Origin of the sequence: Comamonas avium, assembly GCF_014836675.1 — a bacterium.
In the GTDB taxonomy this organism is placed as follows: domain Bacteria; phylum Pseudomonadota; class Gammaproteobacteria; order Burkholderiales; family Burkholderiaceae_C; genus Comamonas; species Comamonas avium.
In genome coordinates this window covers 391,706-415,636 of record NZ_JACSQK010000002.1, presented here as the reverse complement: position 1 = coordinate 415,636, position 23,931 = coordinate 391,706, and the positions used below count along the sequence as shown (strand labels likewise).

Here is a 23,931-nt window from a genome sequence, read left to right as displayed (position 1 = left end):
TCTTTTGGTTAGCCGAGACCTCAATCTGCTTACGCAGTGAGGGCCGCTTTCATTTGTTCCAGACGAGCCTTAACGGAGGTGTCCAGCACCTCGTCGCCCACCACCACACGAACGCCGCCAATCAAAGATGCATCGATCTCGACAGACAGGTTCAGCTTGCGACCGAAACGCTTTTCCAGCGCTGTGCTGATGTCGTTCAGTGCGGCTTCCTCAATCGGGAAAGCGCTGACAACAACAGCATCGGACGAGCCATTGAGGCGGTTAACGATGCCGCGGAACTGCACAGCCACTTCGGGCAGTGCGTCCAGACGACCGTTTTCGATGATGACGCGCAGGAAGTTGCGAGCGGCATCGGGCAAAGCCGAACGGGCCACGCCAGTGATGACGCCGAGCACTTGCTCGACCGTCACCTTGGGGCTGTCGGCCAGTTGACGCAATTGCGGATTAGCGGCAATCGCCGCCAATTCCTCCACCCAAGCGACAGTGCTGTTCAAGTCAACACCGGGGACGGAGCTGGCCTTGAACAATGCTTCAGCATAAGGGCGGGCAATGGTGGCGAGTTCTGCCATGTTGCTTCCTTACAGCTCTGTCTTCAGGCGGCTGAGCAGATCAGCATGGACGCTGGCATTCACTTCCTTGCGGAGGATTTGCTCAGCGCCCTTGACAGCCAATGCAGCCACTTGCTCACGCAACGCTTCACGGGCAGCAATAGCTTGCTGTTCAGCTTCGGCGCGGGCAGCAGCAACAATCTTGTTGCCTTCTTCTGTCGCGCGGGCCTTGGCTTCTTCAACGATGGCCTGGGCGCGGCGATCGGCGTCCGCAAGCCGCGATGCTGTCTCGTTGCGCGTCTGGCTCAGTTCCTGCTCAACGCGCTTGTTAGCAGCGCTCAGCTCGGACTTGGCCTTGTCGGCAGCAGCGAGGCCATCGGCGATTTTCTGGGCTCGCTCATCCAAGGCCTTCGCAATCGGGGGCCACACGAATTTCATCGTGAACAGCACCAAGATCAGGAAGACGATGCACTGAACGAACAGGGTCGCGTTAATACTCACGGCAACACCTTTCTTTCTAGGGCGTTGATCGGAGCTTAGGCCAGTACGAAGGGATTGGCGAAAGCGAACAGCAGAGCGATAGCAACACCGATCAGGAAAGCAGCGTCAATCAGACCGGCCAAGATGAACATCTTGGTTTGCAGTTCGTTGATCAGCTCAGGCTGGCGAGCCGAGGCTTCCAGGAACTTGCCGCCCATCAGAGCAATACCGATCGAAGCGCCGATAGCACCCAGACCAACGATCAAACCACAAGCCAGAGCGACGAGACCGAGAATGTTTTCCATGATGACTCCTAGAGATTAAAGGAAAGTTGAAGTTGAAAGGGGAAGGTCAGTGGGCTTCATGCGCCTGGCCGAGATAAATCAGCGTCAGCATCATGAAAATGAAGGCCTGCAGGGTGATGATCAAAATATGGAAGATCGCCCAGATAGAGCCTGCAATGATGTGCCCCACAGGGAGCAACACACCAGAGAGAGACATGGCAGCCGCGCCACCCATCAGGGCAATCAGGCAGAACACCAACTCACCAGCGTACATATTGCCGAACAGTCGCATGCCATGCGAGACAGTCTTGGCAACATATTCAATGATCTGCATCAGCAGATTAATCACGCCCAAAATCAGAGCGAAGACAGGATTCTTGGAAGTACCGAAAGGTGCTGTCACCAGTTCGTGGGCCCAGCCACCTGCGCCCTTGATCTTTACGCTGTAGTAGAAGCACAGCAGCAGCACACCGGTGGACAGGCCCAGTGTTGTCGACAAGTCAGCGGTAGGCACAACACGCAGGTAAGCGTGCGAATCGCCTTGGGCGGTTTGCCACAACAAAGGCAGCAAATCGACGGGCAACAAGTCCATGGCGTTCATCAGGAAAATCCAGACAAACACGGTCAGCGCCAAAGGCGCAATGAACTTGCGCGATTCAGCGCTGTGAATGTTGGCCTTGGCCTGGTTGTCCACCATTTCGACCAGCATTTCGACTGCAGCCTGAAAACGGCCTGGCACGCCAGACGTTGCCTTGCGAGCGGCCAGCCACAACACGAACAAACCGATCGCGCCGCAGATAAAGCTAACCACCACGGAGTCAAGGTTCACCACCGAGAAATCGATGATGGAGTTCTGCTTGATATTTTGCAGGTGCTGCAAGTGGTGAACAATGTATTCACTTGCTGTTGGAGCGTGCGCGTCGGCTGCCATCTGTGAACTCTTCTCTCAATATCAATCGGTTTTTCGGACACTGGCTCGCCCTGCAAGCAAGACCAGCCAGTACGTTTTCATCGTTACAACCATTCCTGCCAGCAACGCCAGCCAATGCAGGTTTGGCACCAAACCTGGTGCTGCCGCCAACATGGCAATGCACAGCACCAGCTTGACAAATTCCCAGGCAAAAAGCCTTGCGATCGCACCCGGCGCATTTGCTGCACGACCACTGTTGCGCGCGACACCTCGGGCAAACAACGCAGCGGGCAGCACGATAGCCAGCGCACCATAAGCGGCAGACCATCCAGCGGCACGACCCACAAACCACCAAGCCACCAGCGCAACCGCAACACCTACCAGTGCTTGCACAGCCAAAACACGCCACATGGACATCTTGGGCTGCCGTTTGCGCCACTCTGCTGCCTCTTCAGGCGTCAGGGGCTTGATTTGCGGCTCTTCGTCCTCAAATTCCGATTCAGGGGCTTGATGTTTCATGTGTTCACGAGCCAAAACTCAATCGGAATTTTTACAAAGCCTCTGATTATACGTAGAAACCCGTTTTGAACCGGCTACCTCCGACATCGTTCGGGGGTTTTCACGGACAATTTTCGCAGGCATGTATCCAGATGCCAACAAGATCGTGGGCTTACCCTATTGCGCAGCCTCAAAGAATGACATTTAGGACTGTTTATTCAGTCCTGAGACCAGCGGCGCAACCATAGCGCACAATGACCGACGTACCAAGCAAAACCCTTTGCTTCCAACCCCATCATCACCATGACCGACACTTCCGCTAGCACCGATCCGCGCAAGGACTCACTGATCGAATACCCCAGCCTGTTTCCTATCAAGGTTATGGGTTTGCATGCGGATGATTTTGTTCATGCCATCACCCAGGTCGCCAAAGAGTTTGACCCTTTCTTTGATGCAGCAACGGTGGAGTTGCGCCCCAGCAGCACCGGCAAATATCTGGGCGTCACCATTACCGTGACCGCCACCAGCCGTGAACAGCTGGACAACCTCTACCGTGCTTTGACCAGCCACCCCATGGTGAAGGTTGTTCTTTGAACGAGTTGCCGCCACCGGCTATGGACGCACGGCTGCTCGGGCGTGTGGACTACGCCGCCTGCAACACGGCCATGCAGACCTTCACCGCCAGCCGCGATGCATCTACTGCTGACGCGCTATGGCTGTGTGAGCACAGCCCCACATTCACACAAGGCTTGGCAGGCAAAGCCGAGCATGTTTTGGTGCCCGGCAACATTCCGGTCGTCTCTACCAACCGTGGCGGCCAGGTGACGTACCACGGGCCTGGGCAGGTGGTGGCGTATCCGCTGCTTGATCTGCAGCGCAGGGGTTATTTCGTTAAAGAGTATGTTTACCGCCTGGAAGAAGCTGTGATCCGCACCTTGGCGCACTACGGCATCACAGGTCACCGCGTAGGTGGCGCCCCTGGCATCTATGTGCGACTGGACGACCCACGCAGCCATGCCATGCTGGCGCAGCGCCCGCAGCACCGTGACGCCAGTAACCCCGCCCCGCAGCCAGACTTCACAGGTTTGGGCAAGATTGCGGCCTTGGGCATCAAAGTCAGCCGCCACTGCACCTACCACGGCGTGGCACTGAACGTGGCCATGGACCTGGAGCCTTACCGCCGTATCAACCCTTGCGGTTATACAGAGATGGCAACTGTTGATCTTTCTACAATTGGCGTCCAGACAACCTGGAACGAGGTGGCTCAAGTGTTCGGCAACCAGCTGATCACCCGCCTCGCGCCCTGAGACCTACACCATGAGCAGCAACGAAGTCGTGCGCGAAGCGCAGTCCGCCGAAAACTACAACCCCTTGGCCAAACAAAAGGCGGCCGCCAAACTTTCACGCATTCCCGTGAAGGTTGAGCACGCGCCAACGCTGAAAAAGCCGGACTGGATCCGCGTCAAAGCGGGTAGCCCCACCACGCGCTTTTACGAAATCAAAGACATCCTGCGCGAGCAAAAGCTGCACACCGTTTGCGAAGAAGCGTCATGCCCCAACATTGGCGAGTGCTTTGGCAAAGGTACGGCCACGTTCATGATCATGGGTGACAAGTGCACGCGTCGCTGCCCGTTTTGCGACGTGGGGCATGGCCGCCCCGACCCGCTGGATGTGGACGAGCCGCGCAAGCTGGCTGAGACCATTGCCCGCCTGCGCCTGAAATATGTAGTGATCACCAGCGTGGACCGCGATGATCTGCGGGACGGCGGCTCTGGCCACTTTGTGGAATGCATTCAGCAAATTCGCGCGCTGTCGCCACTGACGCAAATTGAAATTTTGGTGCCTGACTTCCGCGGCCGCGATGACCGCGCCCTCGAGATTTTGAAGGCAGCCCCGCCCGATGTGATGAACCACAACCTGGAAACAGCGCCCCGCCTGTACAAGGAAGCGCGCCCCGGCTCGGACTACCTGTTCTCGCTCAATTTACTGAAAAAGTTCAAGGCACTGCACCCCAACGTTCCCACCAAGAGCGGCATCATGGTGGGCTTGGGCGAGACCGACGAAGAAATCTTGCAAATCATGCGCGACATGCGTGCGCACGACATCGAGATGCTGACAATTGGCCAGTATCTCTCGCCCACCAACAGCCATCTGCCAGTGCGTCGCTACGTACACCCCGACACGTTCAAGATGTTTGAAGAAGAAGCCTACAAAATGGGCTTCACGCATGCAGCCGTAGGCGCCATGGTGCGCTCCAGCTACCACGCCGACGAGCAAGCCCACGCAGCCGGCGTTTAAAGCACGCTGCCCACAAAAAAAGCAACCCAAAGGTTGCTTTTTTTGTAGCTACTACCGCTGATCAAGCCTTGCTTTACAAGTCATTCATACTTGAAAGCGCCTGGTCTTATGCGCTAATAGCTCTCATTTTGTGTACCTGACGTTGCATCGCAAGAAAAAATGCGTGGCTAACCGGGCAATCCGCTGGCTGGCAAAAAACGACTTACAGGCTTTACAGGCCTGCTTGTCGCCCCACGATGAAACTTAAAACCACTGCAGTCCTTGGAGCTTCCCCACCAGAGAATGTCTAGCGGACTCAGTGAGTGAACTATAACACTGAATGAGAATTAATCGCAAATAGTTTCTTCGCAAACAAGGTCATCGCCCGACCAACGGTTATTTACCCACATCTTCGAGCATGGCCGCCGGTGCATCGGCGCACAGCACCTGCTGGGCCCAAGGCTGCAGTTTGCGCGTATCGGCACGCAGCACTTCTTGCTTAACGCTCAATATCTGCGCCGGGTGCATGGAAAAGCTGCGCAGCCCCAGCCCCAGTAAAAGGCGCGTCATGCCCGCGTCACCGGCCATCTCTCCGCACACGCACACTTGCTTGCCCATGTCGTTGGCCGCTTCAATCACCTGCGCCACCAAACCCAGTACAGCAGGGTGCAGCGGGTCATACAAATGCGCCACAGCTTCATCAGCACGATCAATCGCCAGCGTGTACTGGATCAAATCATTGGTGCCGATCGAGACAAAATCAAAGTGCTTGAGCAGACTGCGCACCATGATGGCGGCAGCAGGAATCTCAATCATCGCGCCCAACTGCACCATGCCGTAAGCTGCGCCACGAGCATCTAGCTCGGCCTGCGCCAGTTTGACCTGGGCCACGATGCTGTGCACCTCGTGCAAGTGCGACACCATGGGAAACAGCAAGTGCACTCGGCCAAAAGCAGCCGCCCGCAAAATGGCACGCAACTGGGTGCGAAACATGGCCGGTTCTGCCAAGCTCCAGCGGATGGCCCTTAAACCCAGCGCAGGGTTGAGCGATGCATCTTTAGAGCTTTTCTTGTCCAGTGGCTTGTCTGCCCCGACATCTACGGTGCGAATGGTCACGGGCAAGCCTTGCATGCCATCTACCGCTGCCTTGTAGGCGGCAAACTGTTCTTCTTCACCGGGCAGTTTTCCCTCCCTGCCCATGAACAAAAATTCGCTGCGAAACAGGCCTACACCCACGGCGCCTGCATGCACGGCAGCGGCAGCATCGTCCGGTTGTTCAATGTTGGCCAGCAGCTCAATCTTCTGCCCGTCCAAAGTGACCGAAGGCGTATGCCGCAGCCTGGCCAGACGCTGGCGCTCCAGCACGTCTTGTCGCTGGCGAAAGCGATATTCCTCCAGCACGATCGGTGAAGGATCAACCAGCACAATGCCAGCGTTGCCGTCGATGATGATCCAGTCATCCTGGCGAATCAGCTGGCTGGCAGCGCGTGCCCCGACAACAGCCGGAATATCCATACTGCGCGCCACAATGGCCGTGTGGCTTGTCTTGCCCCCGACGGCCGTGACAAACCCGGTAAACACGCTGCGCTTAAATTGCAGCATGTCCGCAGGCGACAGGTCTTGCGCCACCAGCACCAGGGGCGCATCGGCCATGCCTTCCAGCACCGGCTGCATGCCGTCTTGTGCCACCGCTGGTGGTTGCGACACCGGGCTGGCTGCAATGCCACGCATATGCCGCAAGATGCGGTCCACCACCTGCTCCAGATCGGCTTTGCGCTCGCGCAGGTAAGGGTCTTCCATCTCATCGAACTGACGCGAGATTTGCTCCAGCTGCGTTACCAGCGCCCACTCGGCGTTGTACAACCGCTCGGCAATCCAGTGGCGCACGCCCGAAGTCAGTATCTCGTCTTGCAGCAGCATGAGGTGCACCTCCAGCAAGGCGGCCAATTCCCCCGGCACATCCTCGGGCAAGTCGCTGACCAGGCGCTGCAGCTCATCGATCACGGCATCGCGTGCCTTGCGTGCGCGCGCCAGCTCGGTGGCCACCTGCGAGGCTTCGATGAAATAGTGGCGAACCTCTACGCGACTGGCTGCAACCACCACCGCACGGCCAATCGCTATGCCGCGTGAAACCGGCAATCCATGGATGGCAAATGTCATGCCTTTGTCCTTTTCGGCTTTGTGCCGCGCCGAATGCAAGTCTTGATGAAGGGAAAGACGGCAGACTCAAGTCTGCGCGACAGCTTTACTGGCCTTCACCAAACTTATCGTTGATGAGTGCCACCAAAGCATCTAGCGCTTCTTGCTCTTGGTCTCCGTCGGTTTCCAGCTCTACCACCGAGCCCACACCCGCCGCCAGCATCATGACGCCCATGATGCTTTTGGCGTTAATGCGCCGCTCGCCCTTGCTCATCCACACTTCACACGGAAAACTGCCTGCCAGCTTGGTCAACTTGGCAGACGCGCGTGCATGCAAACCCAATTTATTGCTGATGGTGATCTCTGTCTTGACCATGTTCTTTCCGGGAAGTCTGGTTTTGGGGCGCATTGCCGCACCCCACTTGCAGCATGCCTTGCTGGCCACCGGCCAATGCGCGAGCGGCTTGCTGCTCCAATGGTTCATGGCGATAGCACAGTGCGCGCAGCAGCATGGGCAAGTTCACCCCCACCAACAAACGCGCAGCGCTGCCTTCTACCAAACGGTGCGCCACATTGCTGGGTGTGGCCCCAAACACATCTGACAGCACCAGCGTGCGCTCAGCGCCGCTTTGGGCCAGCAGCACCCGCGCAACTTGCAGCGTGATTTCAGGGTTTTCGTTGGGAGGCACATCCAGCACACTGACATCGTCCCCACAGTCTGCAAACACGTGCAGCGCACACTCGCGCAAGGCTTGCGCCAAAGGTGCATGGGCAATTAACAGAATGTGGTTGGCAGTCGTAGTCATAGGTATCTTTTCATCGCCATTATGGCGCGCAGCACTGTATTTGCACCTGCAGCATAGGCCTGCATGGCAGTCAGCCACACACACCAGCGCTCTTTATTTCAGTGCAATGCTTTTGAAAAAAGTACCTGCCGCTTCGTGCGCGGGTTTGGGTGCATACACCACCGCATGAAAAATGCGGGCTTTGTCGCCTTCCTTGCGCGCAAACCACACGCCATGGGTGGTCACCGTCCACCCGGCTGGGCCAATGCCTTGCACCGTCGCGCGGATGGATCGTGGCAAATCCATAGCGCCTTGAGGCACAAAGGGAGCGCCACTTTTGTCGTCTTTGCCATCCACGGCCTGCAGCCGCGAGAGCACAGCGGCTTCCCAAAATGCCAGCGCGTCGTCCGCCTGCTTGCCATCTTCGAGCAGCCAGTGCGATAGCGCGAACGTGGAGTCCACCGCGTCACAGCCCATCATGTTGACAGGCACGCTGCCCATTTCCATTCCAAAATCCACCGGCGTGCGCGCAAACTGCGGATCGCAGGGAAACTTCATCTCCAAATGGGCATCTTGCAGCGACACGGGCTGCCACGTCAGTTGCGGCCCCTGCTCGCCGCAGGCGGTCAACACCACCGCAGTGGCAACAGCCATTGCGCAACGCATCAGGGTTTGGATTTTGCTCATATCTGCATTATCGGCAGTCATGCCCCAAACTGGATAGCGAACTTTCCCCGCTTATTTCACTCCATCGTTTAGAACAATGCTCGGGCTTGCCCAGCTACATTTATCTCAACTGGGCACAATAGAGGCTATGGCAATCAAACACATCGTGGCAGGCGTGGTGCTTGCAGCTTTCGCAAGCGTGGGCGGCTATGTCTTTTTGAGCGACAGCTCGCAAACCGCACCGCAGTCCAATTTTGTGCTGCTCGATGGCTCCAGCAAAAGCACCAATGACCTCAAAGGCAAGGTCACCCTGGTCAATTTCTGGGCTACCAGCTGCGTGACCTGCGTGGCAGAAATGCCCGAAATCATCGCCACCCATAACAAGTACAAAGACCAGGGTTTTGACACGCTGGCCATAGCCATGAGCTACGACCCGCCGAGCTACGTGGTGAACTTTGCCCAATCGCGCCAGCTGCCATTTAACGTGGCGCTGGACAACACAGGTGCCGTGGCCAAGGCCTGGGGCGATGTGAAGCTGACCCCCACTACCTACATCGTCAACAAACAAGGTGAAATTGTGAAGACCTATATTGGTCAGCCCAATTTTGAAGAGCTGCACAAGCTGATCGAAAAACTCCTTGCACAGGCTTAAGCAAGCCACAGTGCAATAAAAAGAGCTGCCAGCGCTGGTAGCTCTTTTTTATGCCAGTGCCTTACAGGTCCTGGCTTGGGCAACTTCCGCAATCAACGGTTGCGAAAAACGTCGTGGCAAGCCTTGCAAGTTTGCGCTGCAGGGCCGAAAGCGGCTTTCAGCTGCGCCAGATCGCCAGTCTTTGCGGCGGCGCCCAGCTTGCCGGCTTCTGCCACGAACTTGTTGGCATGGTCGTCAAACTTGGTCTTTTCTTTCCAGATTTCGGGCTTGCTCTTGCCGCCCTCGGTGCCTTTCCCAAACGCCTGCCAAGGCAAGGCGGCCAACGTTTGCAGCACCGCACCGTTTTGCTTGGCCAGATCGGCGTTGAATTCCGCGCGGCCATTGGCCATAGCACCTAGCGAGCCAAAATGCTGACTCATGACGAACAAGGCGTTTTGACGGTACTTGATGGCGTCTTCTGTCTTGCCAAACTTCAACGTATCGGCAGAAGCCGAAACACCCATCAAAGCAGCCGACAAGGCCAAAGCAAGCGTAGACAAGGTTTTGTATGACACGTGGGAACTTCCTTTTTTTGTGATGAAACAGACCGACATAATCGAGCAATCCACAGGGATTGTCGTTGTGCCAGCGCAGTTGCCCAAGCCATTGACATTTTTTTGACGCTCCGCAGCAACTGCCACCCTTCACCCCGTACAGTCACCGCATGAGTATTCGCACCACCCCTCGCCTGCGCATCTGGGATCTGCCCACCCGCCTCTTTCACTGGTTGCTGGCTTTGTGCACCACCGCCTTGATCGTCACCGCCCAAATCGGCGGCAACGCCATGGAGTGGCACTTGCGTCTAGGCCATGCTGTGCTGGCTTTGCTGCTATTTCGCATCATCTGGGGCTTTTCGGGTGGCTACTGGTCACGCTTTACCACTTTCATCCCCAGCCCGGCGCGCTTGGTGCGCTATCTCCAAGGCCAAGGCACACCTGCAGACAATGCTGGCCACAACCCGCTCGGGGCACTCTCGGTCATCGCCATGCTGCTCATTTTGGGCATGCAAGTGGGCACAGGGCTGGTCAGCGATGATGAAATTGCTTTTGCAGGCTCTTTGGTACGCTACGTCTCGGGTGACACCATTGCGTGGGCCAGCGTCTGGCATAAAGGCTGGGGCCAATGGCTGGTGTATGCCATCTTGGGTTTACACATTGTCGCGCTGGTTTTTTACCGCATCGTCAAACGCAAGCCATTGGTTGCAGCCATGCTGCACGGTGACAAGCTCAATCAGCCACAAGACTTGCCTCCCAGCCGCGATGGCTGGGCCGCTGTGCTGCCCGCATTCTTCTTTGCAGCAGCTTGCGCTGTGATGGCCTATTGGGTGTGGACGCGGGCCACGTTCTAACCCTATGTCCCTGCTGCCCCTGTGTGGCTACACTGTGGACTTGTTTCTTCCAACTAAAGCACCCCTGTTTTGAACGTGGACCAGCACTGTGTGGCCATAGAAACTGCCACCACCGCCCAGGAGATGACCAGCGCAGCCCAGCTGTTTAGCGAATACGCAGACAGCCTGGGGCTTGATCTGGCTTTTCAAAATTTTGCGCATGAGCTTGCTCACCTTCCCGGTGACTACGCTGCCCCTCGCGGTGTGATTTTGCTCGCGTACGTTGACAGCTCGCTGGCAGGTTGCTGCGCCCTGCGGCCACTGGATAGCGCTGACACAGCCAACGCTGCTGAAATGAAGCGCCTGTATGTGCGCAAAGCCTTTCGCGGTTTTGGCCTGGGCCGTCAGCTGGCCGAAGCCACACTGGATGCAGCCCGTCAAGCGGGCTATGCCAGCGTGCTGCTCGACACCCTGGATGACATGGAAGCCGCGCGCAACTTGTACACTGACCTGGGCTTTGAAAGCATTGAGCCGTACTACTACAACCCCATCCCCGGGGCGCACTACCTCAAAGCCAATATTTTCTAATGCCATGCACAGATGCCCACATCTGCGGCGGCTCACGCATGCATCCTGACTGAAAATCCCAAGGCTTTGTGCATGCTCCAATCCAGTCTGATTCCATCAAACCGCCCCGTCATTGGGCGTGACCTGGAAACGTTGCGTCTAGCTTTTGGCCTGAGTACACACGACACGATCTGGCTGCTGAACCTGTCCATCACGCGCTGGACAGACATGGTGCGCAACGCACCCGAGGAGCCAGTCAGTGATCCCTCACTGGCACTCTTGGTACGGCTTTTGGTACAGCACCCCGAGCTAGTGCAAGCCCTGCTCCCTGCCAAGCCCCATGCCTCTGAAGTTTTTGACCTCATGCGCTCAGCATCCCCGATTGAGCTGAAACGGTTTTCTACTCACTTAGGGGCCGAAGCCTCTGCTGGCTACCGCTGGATGAGGCCGGGCGCGCAACCTTCCGCCATGGTCCAGCGCCTGATGCAGTGTCTGCGTACCGTTTTACAGGTGCAAAGCAGTGATATGCGCAGCCAAGAGCTCAACAACTGGCGCAATACCGTGGAGCAGGAAGCGCGCTCGCGCGGAGTGGCACAGGTACTGCAAACAGGGCGATGGAGACCCGAGCATGGTGCTCTCGCTGCCCCCCTGCCCAAACGTGAAGGTCCGAGCGATTAGCCCAAATAAAAAGCGCTGCAACTGCAGCGCTTTCTTAATGTGCTTACGTAATACGCAAGCTTAAGCCTTGGCTTGCTCCAGCAAGGTATTGGCATCCGAGACGTCAAACTTGCCAGGACCTTCCACATTCAAAGTGACGACTTTGCCATCTTTGATCAGCATGGAGTAACGGTTGCTGCGCAGACCCAGCCCCTTGCCATTCAAATCCAAAGTCAGACCCAGCGACTTGGCCAAAGCGGCATCACCGTCGGCAATCATGCGAACCTTGCCGGTTGCTTTTTGATCACGGCCCCAGGCGCCCATGACAAAGGCATCGTTCACGGCCACGCACCAGATTTCATCCACACCAGCAGCCTTGAAAGCGTCTGCTTGCTCGATATAGCCAGGCAGATGCTGCGCCGAGCACGTAGGAGTAAAGGCACCGGGCACTGCAAACAGCGCAATGGTCTTGCCAGCCAACGCTTGTGGCAGCTCTACGGGGTTGGGGCCAATGCTGCAGCCATTGCCTTCCACTTCCACGTATTCCATCAGCTTCACTGCGGGCAGTGTGTCTCCAACTTTGATCATGTGTGTCTTTCAATTAACGAGAAATTGCCTTGCTTGTATCCCCGCTGCAAAACGCATGGGGACAGGGCAGAAAACAAAAAAGCGACCCACATTGTGGGTCGCTTTTTAAGACTATGCAGTCAAAGCGGTTGAACGCTTAAACCAGAGCAGCCTTTTGCACCAAGCGGGTTGCAACCCAGTTCTTGGTCTTGGACAGCGGACGGCTTTCGGTGATTTCGATGGTATCGCCCATCTTGAATTCACCTTGCTCGTCGTGAGCGTGGTACTTCGAGGACTTAACCACGATCTTGCCGTACAGGGGGTGCATAACGCTACGCTCCACCATTACGGTTACTGTCTTAGCGCGCTTGTCGCTTACCACCTTGCCAACCAAGGTGCGCTTGAGGGATGTTTTAGCTTCCGTCATGTCGGCTCCTTACTTGGCGGCTTGCTTTTCAGCAAGAATGGTCTTGGCACGAGCTACGTCGCGGCGTGTAGCCTTGAGCGTGGCAGTGTTGCCAAGTTGTTGCGTGGCCTTTTGCATACGCAGACCGAAGTGAGCCTTTTGCAAGGACTTCACTTCAGCTTCCACAGCGGCCACGTCTTTTTGGCGGAGTTCAGCAGCTTTAGTCATGTGATCTCTCCTTATTCACCAATGTGACGGGCAACGAAGGTTGTGCGCAGAGGCAGCTTTGCAGCAGCCAAGCGGAACGCTTCACGGGCCAGCTCTTCAGACACACCCACGATTTCGTAGATGATCTTGCCGGGCTGGATTTCGGCAACGTAGTACTCGGGGTTACCCTTACCATTACCCATACGCACTTCAGCAGGCTTAGTGGAAATTGGCTTATCGGGGAACACACGAATCCAGATACGGCCGCCACGCTTAACGTGACGCGAAATCGCACGACGAGCGGCTTCCAGCTGGCGAGCTGTCAGACGACCACGGTCGGTAGACTTCAGACCGAAATCGCCGAAAGCAACTGCGTTGCCACGTGTAGCGATACCGGTATTGCGGCCCTTGTGTTCCTTACGGAACTTACGGCGTGCAGGTTGCAGCATGTTTATTCTCCTTTACCGTCCGCTGCTGTAGCGGGCGCGTCAGTCTTGCGAACGCGCTTAACGGAGTCAGCGCCTGCGCCGGCTGGCTTGTCGCTGCCGTCAGCGGGAGCTGCGTTACCGCCTGTGGGGCGGCGGGCACCACGACCTGCGCCGTCACGACGACCATCGCGGCGGGGGCCACGTGGACGACGCTCGTCATCAGGACGGGGAGTCTCAACTGCGGGCAGGTCGTTACGGCCCAAGGTATCACCCTTGTAAACCCAAACCTTCACGCCGATGATGCCGTAGGTGGTCTTAGCTTCGGAGAAGCCGTAGTCGATATCAGCACGCAGAGTGTGCAATGGCACGCGGCCTTCGCGGTACCACTCAGTACGGGCGATTTCGATACCGTTCAGACGACCGGACGACATGATCTTGATGCCTTGAGCACCCAGACGCATGGCGTTCTGCATCGCACGCTTCATTGCGCGACGGAACATGATGCGCTTTTCCAGCTGCTGGCAGATGGAGTCGGCGATCAGCTTGGCATCGATTTCAGGCTTGCGCACTTCTTCGATGTTCACAGCAACTGGCACACCCAGGCGAGCAGTGAGTTCCTTCTTCAAGGCCTCAATGTCTTCACCCTTCTTGCCAATCACAACACCAGGACGGGCCGAGTAGATTGTGATGCGGGCGTTCTTTGCAGGACGCTCGATCACCACGCGTGCCACAGCAGCGTTCTTCAACTTAGCCTTCAGGTACTCGCGAACCTTGATGTCTTCAGCCAGCATGCCGGCGAAGTCACGGTTGCTAGCGTACCAACGGCTAGCCCAGTTACGGCTTACAGCAAGGCGGAAGCCGGTAGGATGGATTTTCTGTCCCATATTCTTCCTTTTGGCCTCAGTTACCGACTGTCACATAAATGTGACATGTAGGCTTGCTGATGCGATTGCCGCGACCCTTGGCGCGCGCTGTGAAGCGCTTGAGCGTCGTGCCTTGTTCAACGTAGATGGTCTTGACCTTCAATTCGTCGATATCGGCGCCGTCATTGTGCTCAGCGTTGGCGATTGCGGATTCCAGAACCTTCTTGACGATCACAGCAGCTTTTTTCTGCGTGAAAGTCAAGATGTTCAGAGCTTGATCCACCTTCTTGCCGCGGATCAGATCCGCGACGAGGCGACCCTTGTCAACCGACAAGCGGACGCCACGGAGGACTGCACGTGTTTCAGACATGGTCGTTCCTTACTTCTTGGCCTTCTTGTCGGCGGGGTGACCCTTGAAGGTACGAGTCAGAGCGAATTCGCCCAACTTGTGACCTACCATTTGGTCGGTGATGTAGACAGGCACGTGCTGCTTGCCGTTGTGCACAGCGATGGTCAGACCGATGAAATCAGGCAGAACCATGGAGCGACGCGACCATGTCTTAACTGGCTTCTTGTCCTTGGTAGCGACGGCTTTTTCAACCTTAGCAACCAAGTGATGGTCAACAAACGGACCCTTTTTAAGAGAACGAGTCATTTGCTACCCCTTACTTTTTACGACGCGACACAATCATGCTTTGTGTGCGCTTGTTGTTACGGGTACGGTAGCCCTTCGTCAGGTTACCCCATGGGTCAACTGCGTGACGGCCTTCGCCTGTCTTACCTTCACCACCACCGTGCGGGTGATCGATTGGGTTCATTGCAGTACCGCGGACGGTAGGACGAATACCCATCCAACGCTTCACACCGGCCTTACCGTAACGGCGCAGGCTGTGTTCTTCGTTGGCAACTTCACCGATGGTTGCGCGGCATTCGATATGAATTTTGCGCACTTCGCCAGAACGCATACGCACTTGAGCGTAGACGCCTTCGCGAGCCAGCAATGTAGCGGACGCACCAGCGGAACGGGCGATTTGCGCGCCGCCTGCAGGTTGCAGTTCGATACAGTGGATGGTCGAACCCACAGGGATGTTGCGGATAGGCAAGGTGTTACCCACGCGAATCGGTGCTTCAGAGCCGCTCACAATGCTGGCGCCAACGGCCAGGTTGCGAGGAGCAATGATGTAACGACGCTCGCCGTCGGCATAGCACACCAAAGCGATGTGCGCAGAGCGGTTAGGGTCGTACTCAATGCGCTCAACCTTGGCGGGGATGCCGTCCTTGTTGCGCTTGAAGTCAACCACACGGTAGTGGTGCTTGTGACCACCGCCCTTGTGGCGTGTTGTGATGTGACCGTTGTTGTTACGACCGGCTTTTTCCGATTGCGCTTCCAACAGAGGAGCGAAACCTGGGCCTTTGAACAGGTGGTCACGAGTTACCTTAACTGCACCACGGCGGCCGGGCGAAGTAGGTTTAAGTTTGATAACAGCCATGATTAAGCAGCCTCCCCGGACAGGTTCAGCTCTTGACCGGGCTTCAGGCGAACATAAGCCTTGCGAATGTTGTCGCGACGGCCAATGGTCTTGCCAAAGCGCTTGGTCTTGCCCTTGGTGTTCACTACAGAAACGCCAGCCACTTCAACCTTGAACATCAATTCCACAGCGGCCTTGATTTCATGCTTGGTAGCGTTTTGCAGCACTTTGAACGTCACAGCGTTGGACTGCTCGGCTGCCATGGTGGCCTTTTCGGACACGATAGGAGCGACCAGCACTTGCATCAGACGACCTTCGTCAAACTTGAGTGTGCTCATGCGAACATCTCCTTGAGTTTGTCGATAGCACCCTTAGTGATGAGTACTTTCTTGTAATGCACCAGAGAAACGGGATCTGCGTAGCGGGGTTCCACCAAGAACACGTTCTTCAGGTTGCGCGAAGCCAGATACAGGTTCTCGTCGATTTCCTCGGTGATCACCATCACCGACGATTGCAGGTTCATGGACTTGAACTTGTCAGCCAGAGCCTTGGTCTTCGGAGTGTCAACGGTCAACGATTCCACCACGGCCAGACGACCATCGCGGGCCAGCTGGGACAAGATGGAAGCCATACCAGCGCGGTACATCTTCTTGTTAATCTTTTGCGTGAAGTTTTCTTCAGGCAGATTAGGGAAGGTGCGTCCGCCTCCACGCCACAGAGGCGAGGAAGTCATACCAGCACGTGCACGGCCAGTACCCTTTTGCTTGAAAGGCTTGGCAGTGCTGTGACGAACTTGCTCACGATCCTTCTGAGCGCGTGTACCTTGACGGCCATTGGCACGGTAGGCAGTGACGATCTGATGGATCAGGTCTTCGTTGTATGCACGGTCAAACACGGTTTCAGGCGCATCGATCTTCGAAGCGGCTTGGCCTTGTTCATTCAGGAGTTCGAGCTGCATTAGTTCGCTCCTTTGGAAGCTTTAGCCTTGATAGCTGGACGCACAGACACGAATCCACCCTTGGATCCGGGAATAGCGCCCTTGATCAAGAGCAGTTGGCGTGCTTCGTCAATACGAACCACATCCAGGTTTTGTGTAGTCACGGTCTCAACGCCCATGTGACCTGTCATGCGCTTACCGGGAAACACGCGACCTGGGTCTTGTGCCATACCGATAGAGCCAGGCACGCGGTGCGAGCGGCTGTTACCGTGGGAATTACGCTGTGCGCCAAAGTTGTGACGCTTGATCGTGCCAGCGAAGCCCTTACCAATAGAAGTGCCCTGCACATCTACCTTCTGGCCAACACTGAACAGATCCAGCACGGGCAAGGCTGCGCCTGCCGCGTACTTAGCAGCGATCTCTTCGGTAACTTGGAATTCTTGGGTAACTTCACCGGCTTCCACACCCGCTTTAGCGAGGTGGCCGGCTTCAGGCTTGGTCACGCGAGAAGCCTTGCGTGTACCGAAAGTGACTTGCAAAGCCACATAGCCATCGTTCTCTTGGGTTTTAACCTGGGTCACTCGGTTGTTAGAAACATCCACCACTGTGACAGGCACTGCGTCCCCATCATCAGTGAACAGACGCATCATGCCCACCTTGCGGCCCAGCAACCCCAGGGAGTTGCTCAGACTCATTTGTTTGCTCCAAAACTTTCGCCGCTGTAACTGCAATTGGCCCAGCGTTGCACCCCATCGGATAACCGAAGTGCACGAAAGAAGGTTAATAAAACTCCGCCCAATTTGGCGAAGCTCCAAATTTTAACGCGAACTGCTTTTTCAAGCAAGTTCGCGTTAAAAGAAGACCTCACAAGGCACTGCGGACAGTGCCAGTTCGTTCTTATTGCAGTTTGATTTCGACGTCTACGCCGGCTGGCAGATCCAGCTTCATCAGTGCGTCAACAGTCTTGTCGGTAGGATCGACAATGTCCATCAGACGTTGGTGAGTGCGGATTTCCAGCTGGTCACGCGAAGTCTTGTTCACGTGGGGCGAACGCAAGATGTCGAAGCGCTTCATGCGTGTAGGCAATGGCACAGGACCCTTAACGATCGCGCCAGTACGCTTGGCGGTATCAACGATTTCGGCTGCAGACTGGTCGATCAACTTGTAATCGAAAGCCTTCAGGCGGATACGGATTTTTTGCTTGGACATTGTTAATTCCTAGTTTGCTAAGAATTAAGCAATGATCTTGGCAACAACGCCGGCACCAACAGTACGGCCACCTTCGCGGATAGCGAAGCGCAGACCTTCTTCCATAGCGATAGGAGCAATCAGCTTCACAGTGATCGACACGTTATCGCCAGGCATAACCATTTCCTTGCCTTCTGGCAGCTCGATGGAGCCTGTCACGTCAGTTGTACGGAAGTAGAACTGAGGACGGTAGTTGTTGAAGAAAGGAGTGTGGCGACCGCCTTCGTCCTTGGACAACACATACACTTCGGAAGTGAACTGTGTGTGGGGCTTGATGGAGCCGGGCTTGCACAGCACTTGGCCGCGTTCCACGTCTTCACGCTTTGTGCCGCGCAGCAGCAGGCCCACGTTGTCACCAGCTTGACCTTGATCCAGCAGCTTGCGGAACATTTCCACGCCAGTGCAGATGGTCTTGACAGTGTCCTTGATACCGACGATTTCGATTTCTTCGCCGACCTTGATGATGCCGCGCTCGATACGGCCTGTCACCACGGTACCGCGACCGGAGATCGAGAACACGTCTTCCACAGGCATTGCAAAGGCACCGTCCACAGCACGCTCAGGTGTTGGGATGTAGGTATCCAGAGCTTCAGCCAGCTTCAAGATAGCAGGCTCACCCTTGTCGGACTGGTCACCTTCCAGGGCCAGCTTAGCCGAACCGCGGATGATTGGAGTGTCGTCACCTGGGAAGTCATACTTGTCCAAGAGCTCGCGCACTTCCATTTCGACCAGCTCCAGCAGCTCTTCGTCGTCCACCATGTCGCACTTGTTCAGGAACACGATGATGTAAGGAACGCCAACCTGGCGAGCCAGCAGGATGTGCTCGCGTGTCTGGGGCATAGGGCCGTCAGCAGCGGAGCAAACCAAGATAGCGCCGTCCATCTGAGCAGCACCAGTGATCATGTTCTTCACATAGTCAGCGTGGCCTGGGCAGTCAACGTGAGCGTAGTGACGGGTTGCAGTTTCGTACTCAACGTGCGAAGTGTTGATCGTGATACCACGAGCCTTTTCTTCGGGTGCGTTGTCGATCTGCGAGTAGTCACGAGCTTCGCCGCCGAAGTGCTTGGACAGCACAGTAGCGATAGCAGCTGTCAGGGTAGTCTTACCGTGGTCAACGTGGCCAATAGTACCCACGTTCACGTGGGGCTTGGTACGTTCGAATTTTTCTTTTGCCATTGCAAATTCTCCGAATAAAAGAGCAGACCTGTGTGTGGTTTTAAGGTCTGCATCGCATTGCTAATTCACTTCGCACAGGTAACAAAGTGGCACGCGATCGCAGACCGGCAATCTGCCCGCAGTCGCAAAAAACGACTGCGGACAACCGATCAATTATGACCGATTTGCTAATTACTTAGCGCGAGCTGCAACGATGGCTTCAGCCACGTTGCGAGGAGCTTCAGCGTAGTGCTTGAACTCCATGGTGTAGCTGGCGCGACCTTGTGTCTGTGAACGCAACGAAGTAGCGTAACCAAACATTTCGGACAAAGGCACTTCTGCCTTAATCGCCTTACCACCACCAACCATGTCGTCCATGCCCTGCACCAGACCACGACGGGCAGACAAGTCACCCATCACAGTACCGGCGTAGTCTTCTGGCGTTTCCACTTCCACGGCCATCATTGGCTCGAGGATGACAGGATTGGCCTTGCGAGCTGCTTCCTTGAAACCGAAGATAGCGGCCATCTTGAACGCCATTTCGTTCGAGTCCACATCGTGGTACGAACCGAAGGTCAAAGTAACCTTCACGTCCACAACGGGGTAGCCAGCCAGCACACCGGAGGTCAGGGCTTCGATCACACCCTTTTCAACAGCAGGAATGTATTCGCGAGGAACCACACCACCCTTGATGGCGTCAACAAACTCAAAGCCCTTACCTGGCTCTTGTGGCTCCAATGTGAACACCACGTGACCGTATTGACCCTTACCGCCGGACTGACGAACAAACTTGCCGTCCACATCCTTGACCGTGCTGCGCACAGTTTCGCGGTAAGCAACCTGGGGCTTGCCCACGTTGGCTTCCACGTTGAACTCGCGCTTCATGCGGTCCACGATAATTTCCAGGTGCAATTCGCCCATACCAGCAATGATGGTCTGGCCCGATTCTTCGTCGGTACGCACACGGAAGGAAGGATCTTCAGCCGCCAGGCGCGACAGGGCAATACCCATCTTTTCCTGGTCAGTCTTGGTCTTTGGCTCCACTGCCTGTGCAATCACGGGCTCAGGGAACACCATGCGCTCCAGCACGATAGGCGCATCGGATGCACACAGGGTTTCGCCTGTTGTCACATCCTTCAAGCCCACGCAAGCGGCGATGTCACCGGCGCGAATTTCGTCGACTTCCACGCGATCGTTGGCCATCATCTGCACGATACGGCCGATACGCTCTTTCTTACCCTTTACAGAGTTCAGAACGGTTTCGCCCTTGGACAGAACACCCGAATACACGCGCACGAAAGTCAGCTGACCCACGAACGGATCGGTCATCAGCTTAAACGCCAACGCAGAGAACTTCTCTTCGTCGTCAGCCTTGCGGCTCAGCTTCTTTTCTTCGTCGTCGGGATCGGTACCGGTCACGTCGTCGATATCCACAGGCGCTGGCAGATAGTCGATCACGGCGTCCAGCATGCGCTGCACACCCTTGTTCTTGAAGGCAGTACCGCACAGCATGGGCTGAATTTCAACAGCCAGCGTACGGGCACGGATACCGGCCTTGATTTCTTCTTCAGACAAAGTACCTTCTTCCAGGTACTTGTTCATCAGGTCTTCGTTGGCTTCAGCAGCAGCTTCGACCAGATTTTCACGCCACTTGTTGGCAGTTTCCACCAAGTCAGCAGGAATGTCCTGGTACTCAAACTTCATGCCCTGGGAAGCTTCGTCCCAGATGATGGCCTTCATCTTGACCAAGTCAACTACGCCTTCGAACTTGTCTTCAGCACCAATTGGGATCACCACAGGCACTGGGTTCGCATTCAGACGAGTCTTCATGCCTTCATAGACCTTGAAGAAGTTGGCACCGGTACGGTCCATCTTGTTCACGAAGGCCAGGCGAGGCACTTTGTACTTGTTAGCTTGACGCCACACAGTTTCAGACTGAGGCTGCACGCCGCCCACAGCACAGTACACCATGCAAGCGCCGTCCAGCACGCGCATGGAACGCTCCACTTCAATAGTGAAGTCCACGTGGCCGGGGGTGTCAATGATGTTGAAACGGTGCTCGGGGTAGGACAGGTCCATGCCCTTCCAGAAGCAAGTCACAGCAGCCGAAGTAATGGTGATGCCGCGCTCTTGCTCTTGCTCCATCCAGTCGGTGGTCGCAGCGCCGTCATGCACTTCACCCAGCTTGTGGGTCACGCCTGTATAAAACAGGATACGTTCAGTGGTAGTGGTCTTACCTGCGTCGATGTGCGCCGAAATACCGATGTTGCGATAACGGGCAATGGGGGTCTTGCGAGCCATGATTGATCCTTGATTGATCGTATGGGGGGGAGAGAGTCTGATCACCCAGCCTTGTGGCGCCGGGACCAGCAGCTCTATATGAGGGCGCCTTGAATCGAGACAAGGCCGCCGGCAAAATTTGCGAGCGGCCCGTCTGTTTCAAACTGCAATAAGCAGATTAGAAGCGGAAGTGGCTGAAGGCCTTGTTGGCTTCGGCCATACGGTGCACTTCATCACGCTTCTTCATGGCGCCGCCACGACCTTCGGTGGCTTCCATCATTTCGTTGGCCAGACGTTGGGCCATCGACTTTTCGCCACGCTTACGGGCAGCTTCCTTCAACCAGCGCATGGACAGAGCCAGACGACGGACGGGACGCACTTCAACAGGCACCTGGTAGTTAGCACCACCCACGCGGCGGGACTTCACTTCCACCATGGGCTTGATGTTGTTGATGGCTGTGACGAACACTTCCAAAGCATCTTTTTCAGGCTGCTTCTTGGCGATCAGTTCCAGAGCACCATAAATGATGCGTTCTGCAACAGCCTTCTTGCCGCCTTCCATGATCACGTTCATGAATTTGGACAGCTCTACATTACCGAACTTAGGATCCGGCAGAATTTCACGTTTGGGGACTTCGCGACGACGTGGCATTTTTCACCTCTATCTTTGCTTCAGTTGGTGACTTTTCAGACACCGCGAGAGCTAATCAAAGACTCTCACTTACTCGACCCACGCAAAACACTTGCGCTTCGGGTCACTACGTTTGACCGCGCCAGTCAGGCGAATCAAACACCGTTTGTTTTTCGAAACCAGGGCTTACTTAGCCTTAGGCTTCTTAGCACCGTACTTCGAACGGGACTGCTTGCGATCCTTGACGCCTTGCAGGTCAAGCGAACCGCGCACGATGTGGTAACGCACACCTGGCAAGTCCTTTACACGACCACCACGCACCAGCACCACGCTGTGCTCTTGCAGGTTGTGGCCTTCACCGCCGATGTACGAAATAACTTCGAAACCGTTGGTCAGACGCACCTTAGCCACCTTACGCAAAGCCGAGTTAGGCTTCTTAGGTGTCGTGGTGTACACACGGGTACACACGCCACGGCGCTGGGGGCAGTTTTCCATAGCAGGGCTCTTGGATTTAACAACTTCTACCGTGCGGCCCTGACGCACGAGTTGGTTAATGGTTGGCATTAAATAACGTCCCTAAACGTAAAAAACGAAAACGTGAAACCCTTCGGAAATTCCGAAAAGCTCTCGAATGTACCAGCTTGGCAAACCCAGAGCAAGTCATATGTGATTAAACGGCAGGCACCCAAGTATTAGGCTCCTGCCGCTTTCGTGGCTCGCGTTAACGAATCCACAGTCGGATGGCATCCCAGGTGCGACCAAAGAAACCACCTTCATCCACGCCTTCCAGCGCAACGATGGGCAATTCAGCAGCGACTTGATCTGCCACCAGCACCTTCAAAGTGCCCACTTGCTGGCCCTTGGCAATCGGTGCCAACAAAGGATCAGTACGCACCACCTGGGTGGTGACCTTGCCAGAGCTTCCCGAAGGTACTGTCACGACAGTTGCGCCTTCACGCCCGACCTTGATGGTGCCTTTGGTGCCCTTCCAGATTTGCGCCTCTTCCATCGCCTGCCCTGCATCAAACAGCTTGACTGCGTCATAGGCCGTATAGCCCCAGTTCAAGAGCTTCTGGCTTTCATTGGCACGCGCGTTGTCGCTGGCGGCACCCAGCAAAATAGAGAGCATCCGGCGACCACCCACGTTGGGGATTTCGCGATTGGCAGTAGAAACCAAGCAGTAGCCTGCAGCATTGGTGTGACCTGTTTTGAGGCCATCGACCGTAGGGTCACGGAACAGCAAGGTATTGCGGTTTCGGCCATTGGCCGCTGGCGTGCCTTGATAGCGGTATTCCTTGATGGCGTAGTAGTGCGTGTACTGGGGGAAGTCACGCATCAGGCGTATTGCCAAAATAGACAGGTCACGCGCGGTCGTCAGATGGCCGGGCTCGGTCAGTCCTTCAGGGTTCTTGTAGACGGTACCCGTCATACCCAGCGCTTTAGCCTGCTCGTTCATCAGGCGCACAAAGTTTTCCTTGGTACCGCCCACGCCCTCGGCCAGCGCCATGGTGGCGTCATTGCCAGACTGCACGATCATGCCCTTGATCAAGTCCTCGACAGGCACTTGCATCTTGGGATCGATAAACATGCGCGAGCCAGGCATCTTCCAGGCTTGCTCGCTCACAGGCAGGCGCTGCTCCAGCGTGATCTTCTTGGAACGCAGTGCATCAAACACGAGGTAACCCGTCATCAGCTTGGTCAGCGATGCAGGCTCTACAGGAGCGTCCACATCCTTGGATGCCAGCACTTGGTTGGCCGTCACATCCACCAGCATATAGGTGCGCGCAGCAATTTCTGGCGGCTGCAACTGTGCAATTTGGGCATTCACCCACAAAGGCGCCATGGCCGCGGTCAATGCCAGCGTGCGCAGGGTCGAGAAAACAGGCTTCATGAACACAACTCGGTTATCAA

At 56.0% G+C, this 23,931-nt stretch carries 34 protein-coding genes; 7 read left to right on the top strand and 27 right to left on the bottom strand.

Features of this window, described 5'->3' with window-relative positions:
• Positions 1–29: 29 nt before the first annotated feature.
• The 5 genes from H9646_RS04585 to H9646_RS04565 are packed head-to-tail and all read right to left on the bottom strand — an operon-like array spanning position 30 to position 2,741.
• Entirely contained in the window at positions 30–569 is a 540-nt protein-coding gene (locus tag H9646_RS04585; protein ID WP_191722149.1) for a F0F1 ATP synthase subunit delta, read from the bottom strand.
• A 9-nt stretch (positions 570–578) separates the two neighbouring features.
• A complete protein-coding gene (locus H9646_RS04580; protein WP_191722148.1) occupies positions 579–1,049 on the bottom strand; it encodes a F0F1 ATP synthase subunit B in 471 nt (156 codons plus the stop codon).
• A gap of 35 nt (positions 1,050–1,084) precedes the next feature.
• Complete coding sequence (gene atpE / locus H9646_RS04575; RefSeq protein WP_091458130.1) at positions 1,085–1,333, bottom strand: F0F1 ATP synthase subunit C; 249 nt, start codon at positions 1,331–1,333, stop codon at positions 1,085–1,087.
• Between the two features lie 46 nt (positions 1,334–1,379).
• Positions 1,380–2,243: a F0F1 ATP synthase subunit A gene (atpB, locus tag H9646_RS04570; protein WP_191722147.1), complete on the bottom strand. Its 864-nt coding sequence runs from the start codon at positions 2,241–2,243 to the stop codon at positions 1,380–1,382.
• 21 nt (positions 2,244–2,264) lie between these two features.
• A complete protein-coding gene (locus tag H9646_RS04565) occupies positions 2,265–2,741 on the bottom strand; it encodes an ATP synthase subunit I (RefSeq protein ID WP_191722146.1) in 477 nt (158 codons plus the stop codon).
• Between the two features lie 282 nt (positions 2,742–3,023).
• On the opposite strand from H9646_RS04565, the gene H9646_RS04560 reads away from it, so the two are divergent.
• Genes H9646_RS04560 through lipA form a run of 3 tightly spaced genes read left to right on the top strand, consistent with a single transcriptional unit; the run spans position 3,024 to position 5,018 of the window.
• Entirely contained in the window at positions 3,024–3,314 is a 291-nt protein-coding gene (locus tag H9646_RS04560; protein ID WP_191722145.1) for a YbeD family protein, read from the top strand.
• A gap of 20 nt (positions 3,315–3,334) precedes the next feature.
• Positions 3,335–4,027 carry a lipoyl(octanoyl) transferase LipB gene (lipB, locus tag H9646_RS04555; RefSeq protein WP_191722302.1) on the top strand — a complete coding sequence of 231 codons (693 nt, stop codon included), beginning with the start codon at positions 3,335–3,337 and terminating at the stop codon, positions 4,025–4,027.
• Between the two features lie 10 nt (positions 4,028–4,037).
• Positions 4,038–5,018: a lipoyl synthase gene (lipA, locus tag H9646_RS04550; protein WP_191722144.1), complete on the top strand. Its 981-nt coding sequence runs from the start codon at positions 4,038–4,040 to the stop codon at positions 5,016–5,018.
• 375 nt (positions 5,019–5,393) lie between these two features.
• Here the strand turns inward: lipA and ptsP are convergent, their stop codons facing one another.
• From ptsP to H9646_RS04530, 4 genes are all read right to left on the bottom strand, one after another.
• Positions 5,394–7,157 (bottom strand): phosphoenolpyruvate--protein phosphotransferase, encoded by a 1,764-nt coding sequence (gene ptsP / locus H9646_RS04545; RefSeq protein ID WP_191722143.1) that lies wholly within the window; start codon positions 7,155–7,157, stop codon positions 5,394–5,396.
• A gap of 85 nt (positions 7,158–7,242) precedes the next feature.
• The gene (locus H9646_RS04540; protein WP_191722142.1) at positions 7,243–7,512 is read right to left on the bottom strand and encodes an HPr family phosphocarrier protein; all 270 of its coding nucleotides are present in this window, start codon (positions 7,510–7,512) and stop codon (positions 7,243–7,245) included.
• Positions 7,481–7,942 (bottom strand): PTS sugar transporter subunit IIA, encoded by a 462-nt coding sequence (locus tag H9646_RS04535; protein ID WP_191722141.1) that lies wholly within the window; start codon positions 7,940–7,942, stop codon positions 7,481–7,483. The genes H9646_RS04540 and H9646_RS04535 overlap by 32 nt, the downstream gene beginning before the upstream one ends.
• A gap of 93 nt (positions 7,943–8,035) precedes the next feature.
• Entirely contained in the window at positions 8,036–8,608 is a 573-nt protein-coding gene (locus tag H9646_RS04530) for a hypothetical protein (RefSeq protein WP_191722140.1), read from the bottom strand.
• 127 nt (positions 8,609–8,735) lie between these two features.
• Here H9646_RS04530 and H9646_RS04525 point away from each other — a divergent pair, with 127 nt between their 5' ends.
• Positions 8,736–9,239: a TlpA disulfide reductase family protein gene (locus H9646_RS04525; protein WP_191722139.1), complete on the top strand. Its 504-nt coding sequence runs from the start codon at positions 8,736–8,738 to the stop codon at positions 9,237–9,239.
• Between the two features lie 92 nt (positions 9,240–9,331).
• Here H9646_RS04525 and H9646_RS04520 read toward each other — a convergent pair whose 3' ends face one another.
• Positions 9,332–9,742 (bottom strand): c-type cytochrome, encoded by a 411-nt coding sequence (locus H9646_RS04520; protein ID WP_191722301.1) that lies wholly within the window; start codon positions 9,740–9,742, stop codon positions 9,332–9,334.
• 200 nt (positions 9,743–9,942) lie between these two features.
• On the opposite strand from H9646_RS04520, the gene H9646_RS04515 reads away from it, so the two are divergent.
• From H9646_RS04515 to H9646_RS04505, 3 genes are all read left to right on the top strand, one after another.
• A complete protein-coding gene (locus tag H9646_RS04515) occupies positions 9,943–10,626 on the top strand; it encodes a cytochrome b/b6 domain-containing protein (protein ID WP_191722138.1) in 684 nt (227 codons plus the stop codon).
• A gap of 123 nt (positions 10,627–10,749) precedes the next feature.
• Positions 10,750–11,193, top strand: coding sequence for a GNAT family N-acetyltransferase (locus H9646_RS04510; protein WP_191722300.1), 444 nt, complete (start codon positions 10,750–10,752; stop codon positions 11,191–11,193).
• 72 nt (positions 11,194–11,265) lie between these two features.
• The gene (locus H9646_RS04505) at positions 11,266–11,850 is read left to right on the top strand and encodes a hypothetical protein (RefSeq protein WP_191722137.1); all 585 of its coding nucleotides are present in this window, start codon (positions 11,266–11,268) and stop codon (positions 11,848–11,850) included.
• A gap of 60 nt (positions 11,851–11,910) precedes the next feature.
• Here H9646_RS04505 and H9646_RS04500 read toward each other — a convergent pair whose 3' ends face one another.
• The 17 genes from H9646_RS04500 to H9646_RS04420 form a co-directional block, all read right to left on the bottom strand.
• Positions 11,911–12,417: a peroxiredoxin gene (locus H9646_RS04500; RefSeq protein ID WP_191722136.1), complete on the bottom strand. Its 507-nt coding sequence runs from the start codon at positions 12,415–12,417 to the stop codon at positions 11,911–11,913.
• Positions 12,418–12,553: 136 nt separating this feature from the next.
• Positions 12,554–12,823, bottom strand: coding sequence for a 30S ribosomal protein S17 (rpsQ, locus tag H9646_RS04495; RefSeq protein ID WP_191722135.1), 270 nt, complete (start codon positions 12,821–12,823; stop codon positions 12,554–12,556).
• Between the two features lie 9 nt (positions 12,824–12,832).
• A complete protein-coding gene (gene rpmC, locus H9646_RS04490) occupies positions 12,833–13,030 on the bottom strand; it encodes a 50S ribosomal protein L29 (protein WP_191722134.1) in 198 nt (65 codons plus the stop codon).
• Positions 13,031–13,041: 11 nt separating this feature from the next.
• Positions 13,042–13,458, bottom strand: a complete 417-nt coding sequence (gene rplP / locus H9646_RS04485; protein ID WP_191722133.1) for a 50S ribosomal protein L16 — start codon at positions 13,456–13,458, stop codon at positions 13,042–13,044.
• Positions 13,459–13,460: 2 nt separating this feature from the next.
• Positions 13,461–14,321 carry a 30S ribosomal protein S3 gene (rpsC, locus tag H9646_RS04480; protein WP_191722132.1) on the bottom strand — a complete coding sequence of 287 codons (861 nt, stop codon included), beginning with the start codon at positions 14,319–14,321 and terminating at the stop codon, positions 13,461–13,463.
• 16 nt (positions 14,322–14,337) lie between these two features.
• The gene (gene rplV, locus H9646_RS04475) at positions 14,338–14,670 is read right to left on the bottom strand and encodes a 50S ribosomal protein L22 (RefSeq protein ID WP_042418925.1); all 333 of its coding nucleotides are present in this window, start codon (positions 14,668–14,670) and stop codon (positions 14,338–14,340) included.
• 9 nt (positions 14,671–14,679) lie between these two features.
• Entirely contained in the window at positions 14,680–14,955 is a 276-nt protein-coding gene (rpsS, locus tag H9646_RS04470; protein WP_174862195.1) for a 30S ribosomal protein S19, read from the bottom strand.
• A gap of 10 nt (positions 14,956–14,965) precedes the next feature.
• Positions 14,966–15,790 carry a 50S ribosomal protein L2 gene (gene rplB / locus H9646_RS04465; protein ID WP_191722131.1) on the bottom strand — a complete coding sequence of 275 codons (825 nt, stop codon included), beginning with the start codon at positions 15,788–15,790 and terminating at the stop codon, positions 14,966–14,968.
• Between the two features lie 2 nt (positions 15,791–15,792).
• Positions 15,793–16,107 carry a 50S ribosomal protein L23 gene (rplW, locus tag H9646_RS04460; protein ID WP_191722130.1) on the bottom strand — a complete coding sequence of 105 codons (315 nt, stop codon included), beginning with the start codon at positions 16,105–16,107 and terminating at the stop codon, positions 15,793–15,795.
• Positions 16,104–16,727 (bottom strand): 50S ribosomal protein L4, encoded by a 624-nt coding sequence (gene rplD / locus H9646_RS04455; RefSeq protein ID WP_191722129.1) that lies wholly within the window; start codon positions 16,725–16,727, stop codon positions 16,104–16,106. Before rplD ends, rplW begins: the two co-directional genes overlap by 4 nt.
• On the bottom strand, positions 16,727–17,401 hold the full coding sequence (gene rplC, locus H9646_RS04450; protein WP_191722128.1) for a 50S ribosomal protein L3: 675 nt from the start codon (positions 17,399–17,401) through the stop codon (positions 16,727–16,729). Before rplC ends, rplD begins: the two co-directional genes overlap by 1 nt.
• Before the next feature lie 202 nt (positions 17,402–17,603).
• Positions 17,604–17,915: a 30S ribosomal protein S10 gene (gene rpsJ / locus H9646_RS04445; RefSeq protein ID WP_005796953.1), complete on the bottom strand. Its 312-nt coding sequence runs from the start codon at positions 17,913–17,915 to the stop codon at positions 17,604–17,606.
• Between the two features lie 24 nt (positions 17,916–17,939).
• On the bottom strand, positions 17,940–19,130 hold the full coding sequence (gene tuf / locus H9646_RS04440; protein WP_191722127.1) for an elongation factor Tu: 1,191 nt from the start codon (positions 19,128–19,130) through the stop codon (positions 17,940–17,942).
• A 171-nt stretch (positions 19,131–19,301) separates the two neighbouring features.
• Positions 19,302–21,410, bottom strand: a complete 2,109-nt coding sequence (gene fusA / locus H9646_RS04435) for an elongation factor G (protein WP_191722126.1) — start codon at positions 21,408–21,410, stop codon at positions 19,302–19,304.
• Between the two features lie 157 nt (positions 21,411–21,567).
• Positions 21,568–22,041, bottom strand: coding sequence for a 30S ribosomal protein S7 (gene rpsG, locus H9646_RS04430; protein WP_191722125.1), 474 nt, complete (start codon positions 22,039–22,041; stop codon positions 21,568–21,570).
• 165 nt (positions 22,042–22,206) lie between these two features.
• Positions 22,207–22,584, bottom strand: a complete 378-nt coding sequence (rpsL, locus tag H9646_RS04425; RefSeq protein ID WP_012202325.1) for a 30S ribosomal protein S12 — start codon at positions 22,582–22,584, stop codon at positions 22,207–22,209.
• A gap of 157 nt (positions 22,585–22,741) precedes the next feature.
• Complete coding sequence (locus tag H9646_RS04420) at positions 22,742–23,911, bottom strand: D-alanyl-D-alanine carboxypeptidase family protein (RefSeq protein ID WP_191722124.1); 1,170 nt, start codon at positions 23,909–23,911, stop codon at positions 22,742–22,744.
• Positions 23,912–23,931: the final 20 nt, after the last annotated feature.

Bases quoted from the DNA above. Each gene is read 5' to 3' on its own strand.
- H9646_RS04585 (WP_191722149.1), bottom strand. From the start codon at position 569: ATGGCAGAACTCGCCACCATTGCCCGCCCTTATGCTGAAGCATTGTTC.
- atpE (WP_091458130.1), bottom strand. From the start codon at position 1,333: ATGGAAAACATTCTCGGTCTCGTCGCTCTGGCTTGTGGTTTGATCGTT.
- atpB (WP_191722147.1), bottom strand. From the start codon at position 2,243: ATGGCAGCCGACGCGCACGCTCCAACAGCAAGTGAATACATTGTTCAC.
- H9646_RS04565 (WP_191722146.1), bottom strand. From the start codon at position 2,741: ATGAAACATCAAGCCCCTGAATCGGAATTTGAGGACGAAGAGCCGCAA.
- H9646_RS04560 (WP_191722145.1), top strand. From the start codon at position 3,024: ATGACCGACACTTCCGCTAGCACCGATCCGCGCAAGGACTCACTGATC.
- lipB (WP_191722302.1), top strand. From the start codon at position 3,335: ATGGACGCACGGCTGCTCGGGCGTGTGGACTACGCCGCCTGCAACACG.
- lipA (WP_191722144.1), top strand. From the start codon at position 4,038: ATGAGCAGCAACGAAGTCGTGCGCGAAGCGCAGTCCGCCGAAAACTAC.
- ptsP (WP_191722143.1), bottom strand. From the start codon at position 7,157: ATGACATTTGCCATCCATGGATTGCCGGTTTCACGCGGCATAGCGATT.
- H9646_RS04540 (WP_191722142.1), bottom strand. From the start codon at position 7,512: ATGGTCAAGACAGAGATCACCATCAGCAATAAATTGGGTTTGCATGCA.
- H9646_RS04535 (WP_191722141.1), bottom strand. From the start codon at position 7,942: ATGACTACGACTGCCAACCACATTCTGTTAATTGCCCATGCACCTTTG.
- H9646_RS04530 (WP_191722140.1), bottom strand. From the start codon at position 8,608: ATGAGCAAAATCCAAACCCTGATGCGTTGCGCAATGGCTGTTGCCACT.
- H9646_RS04525 (WP_191722139.1), top strand. From the start codon at position 8,736: ATGGCAATCAAACACATCGTGGCAGGCGTGGTGCTTGCAGCTTTCGCA.
- H9646_RS04520 (WP_191722301.1), bottom strand. From the start codon at position 9,742: ATGGGTGTTTCGGCTTCTGCCGATACGTTGAAGTTTGGCAAGACAGAA.
- H9646_RS04515 (WP_191722138.1), top strand. From the start codon at position 9,943: ATGAGTATTCGCACCACCCCTCGCCTGCGCATCTGGGATCTGCCCACC.
- H9646_RS04510 (WP_191722300.1), top strand. From the start codon at position 10,750: ATGACCAGCGCAGCCCAGCTGTTTAGCGAATACGCAGACAGCCTGGGG.
- H9646_RS04505 (WP_191722137.1), top strand. From the start codon at position 11,266: ATGCTCCAATCCAGTCTGATTCCATCAAACCGCCCCGTCATTGGGCGT.
- H9646_RS04500 (WP_191722136.1), bottom strand. From the start codon at position 12,417: ATGATCAAAGTTGGAGACACACTGCCCGCAGTGAAGCTGATGGAATAC.
- rpsQ (WP_191722135.1), bottom strand. From the start codon at position 12,823: ATGACGGAAGCTAAAACATCCCTCAAGCGCACCTTGGTTGGCAAGGTG.
- rpmC (WP_191722134.1), bottom strand. From the start codon at position 13,030: ATGACTAAAGCTGCTGAACTCCGCCAAAAAGACGTGGCCGCTGTGGAA.
- rplP (WP_191722133.1), bottom strand. From the start codon at position 13,458: ATGCTGCAACCTGCACGCCGTAAGTTCCGTAAGGAACACAAGGGCCGC.
- rpsC (WP_191722132.1), bottom strand. From the start codon at position 14,321: ATGGGACAGAAAATCCATCCTACCGGCTTCCGCCTTGCTGTAAGCCGT.
- rplV (WP_042418925.1), bottom strand. From the start codon at position 14,670: ATGTCTGAAACACGTGCAGTCCTCCGTGGCGTCCGCTTGTCGGTTGAC.
- rpsS (WP_174862195.1), bottom strand. From the start codon at position 14,955: ATGACTCGTTCTCTTAAAAAGGGTCCGTTTGTTGACCATCACTTGGTT.
- rplB (WP_191722131.1), bottom strand. From the start codon at position 15,790: ATGGCTGTTATCAAACTTAAACCTACTTCGCCCGGCCGCCGTGGTGCA.
- rplW (WP_191722130.1), bottom strand. From the start codon at position 16,107: ATGAGCACACTCAAGTTTGACGAAGGTCGTCTGATGCAAGTGCTGGTC.
- rplD (WP_191722129.1), bottom strand. From the start codon at position 16,727: ATGCAGCTCGAACTCCTGAATGAACAAGGCCAAGCCGCTTCGAAGATC.
- rplC (WP_191722128.1), bottom strand. From the start codon at position 17,401: ATGAGTCTGAGCAACTCCCTGGGGTTGCTGGGCCGCAAGGTGGGCATG.
- rpsJ (WP_005796953.1), bottom strand. From the start codon at position 17,915: ATGTCCAAGCAAAAAATCCGTATCCGCCTGAAGGCTTTCGATTACAAG.
- tuf (WP_191722127.1), bottom strand. From the start codon at position 19,130: ATGGCAAAAGAAAAATTCGAACGTACCAAGCCCCACGTGAACGTGGGT.
- fusA (WP_191722126.1), bottom strand. From the start codon at position 21,410: ATGGCTCGCAAGACCCCCATTGCCCGTTATCGCAACATCGGTATTTCG.
- rpsG (WP_191722125.1), bottom strand. From the start codon at position 22,041: ATGCCACGTCGTCGCGAAGTCCCCAAACGTGAAATTCTGCCGGATCCT.
- rpsL (WP_012202325.1), bottom strand. From the start codon at position 22,584: ATGCCAACCATTAACCAACTCGTGCGTCAGGGCCGCACGGTAGAAGTT.
- H9646_RS04420 (WP_191722124.1), bottom strand. From the start codon at position 23,911: ATGAAGCCTGTTTTCTCGACCCTGCGCACGCTGGCATTGACCGCGGCC.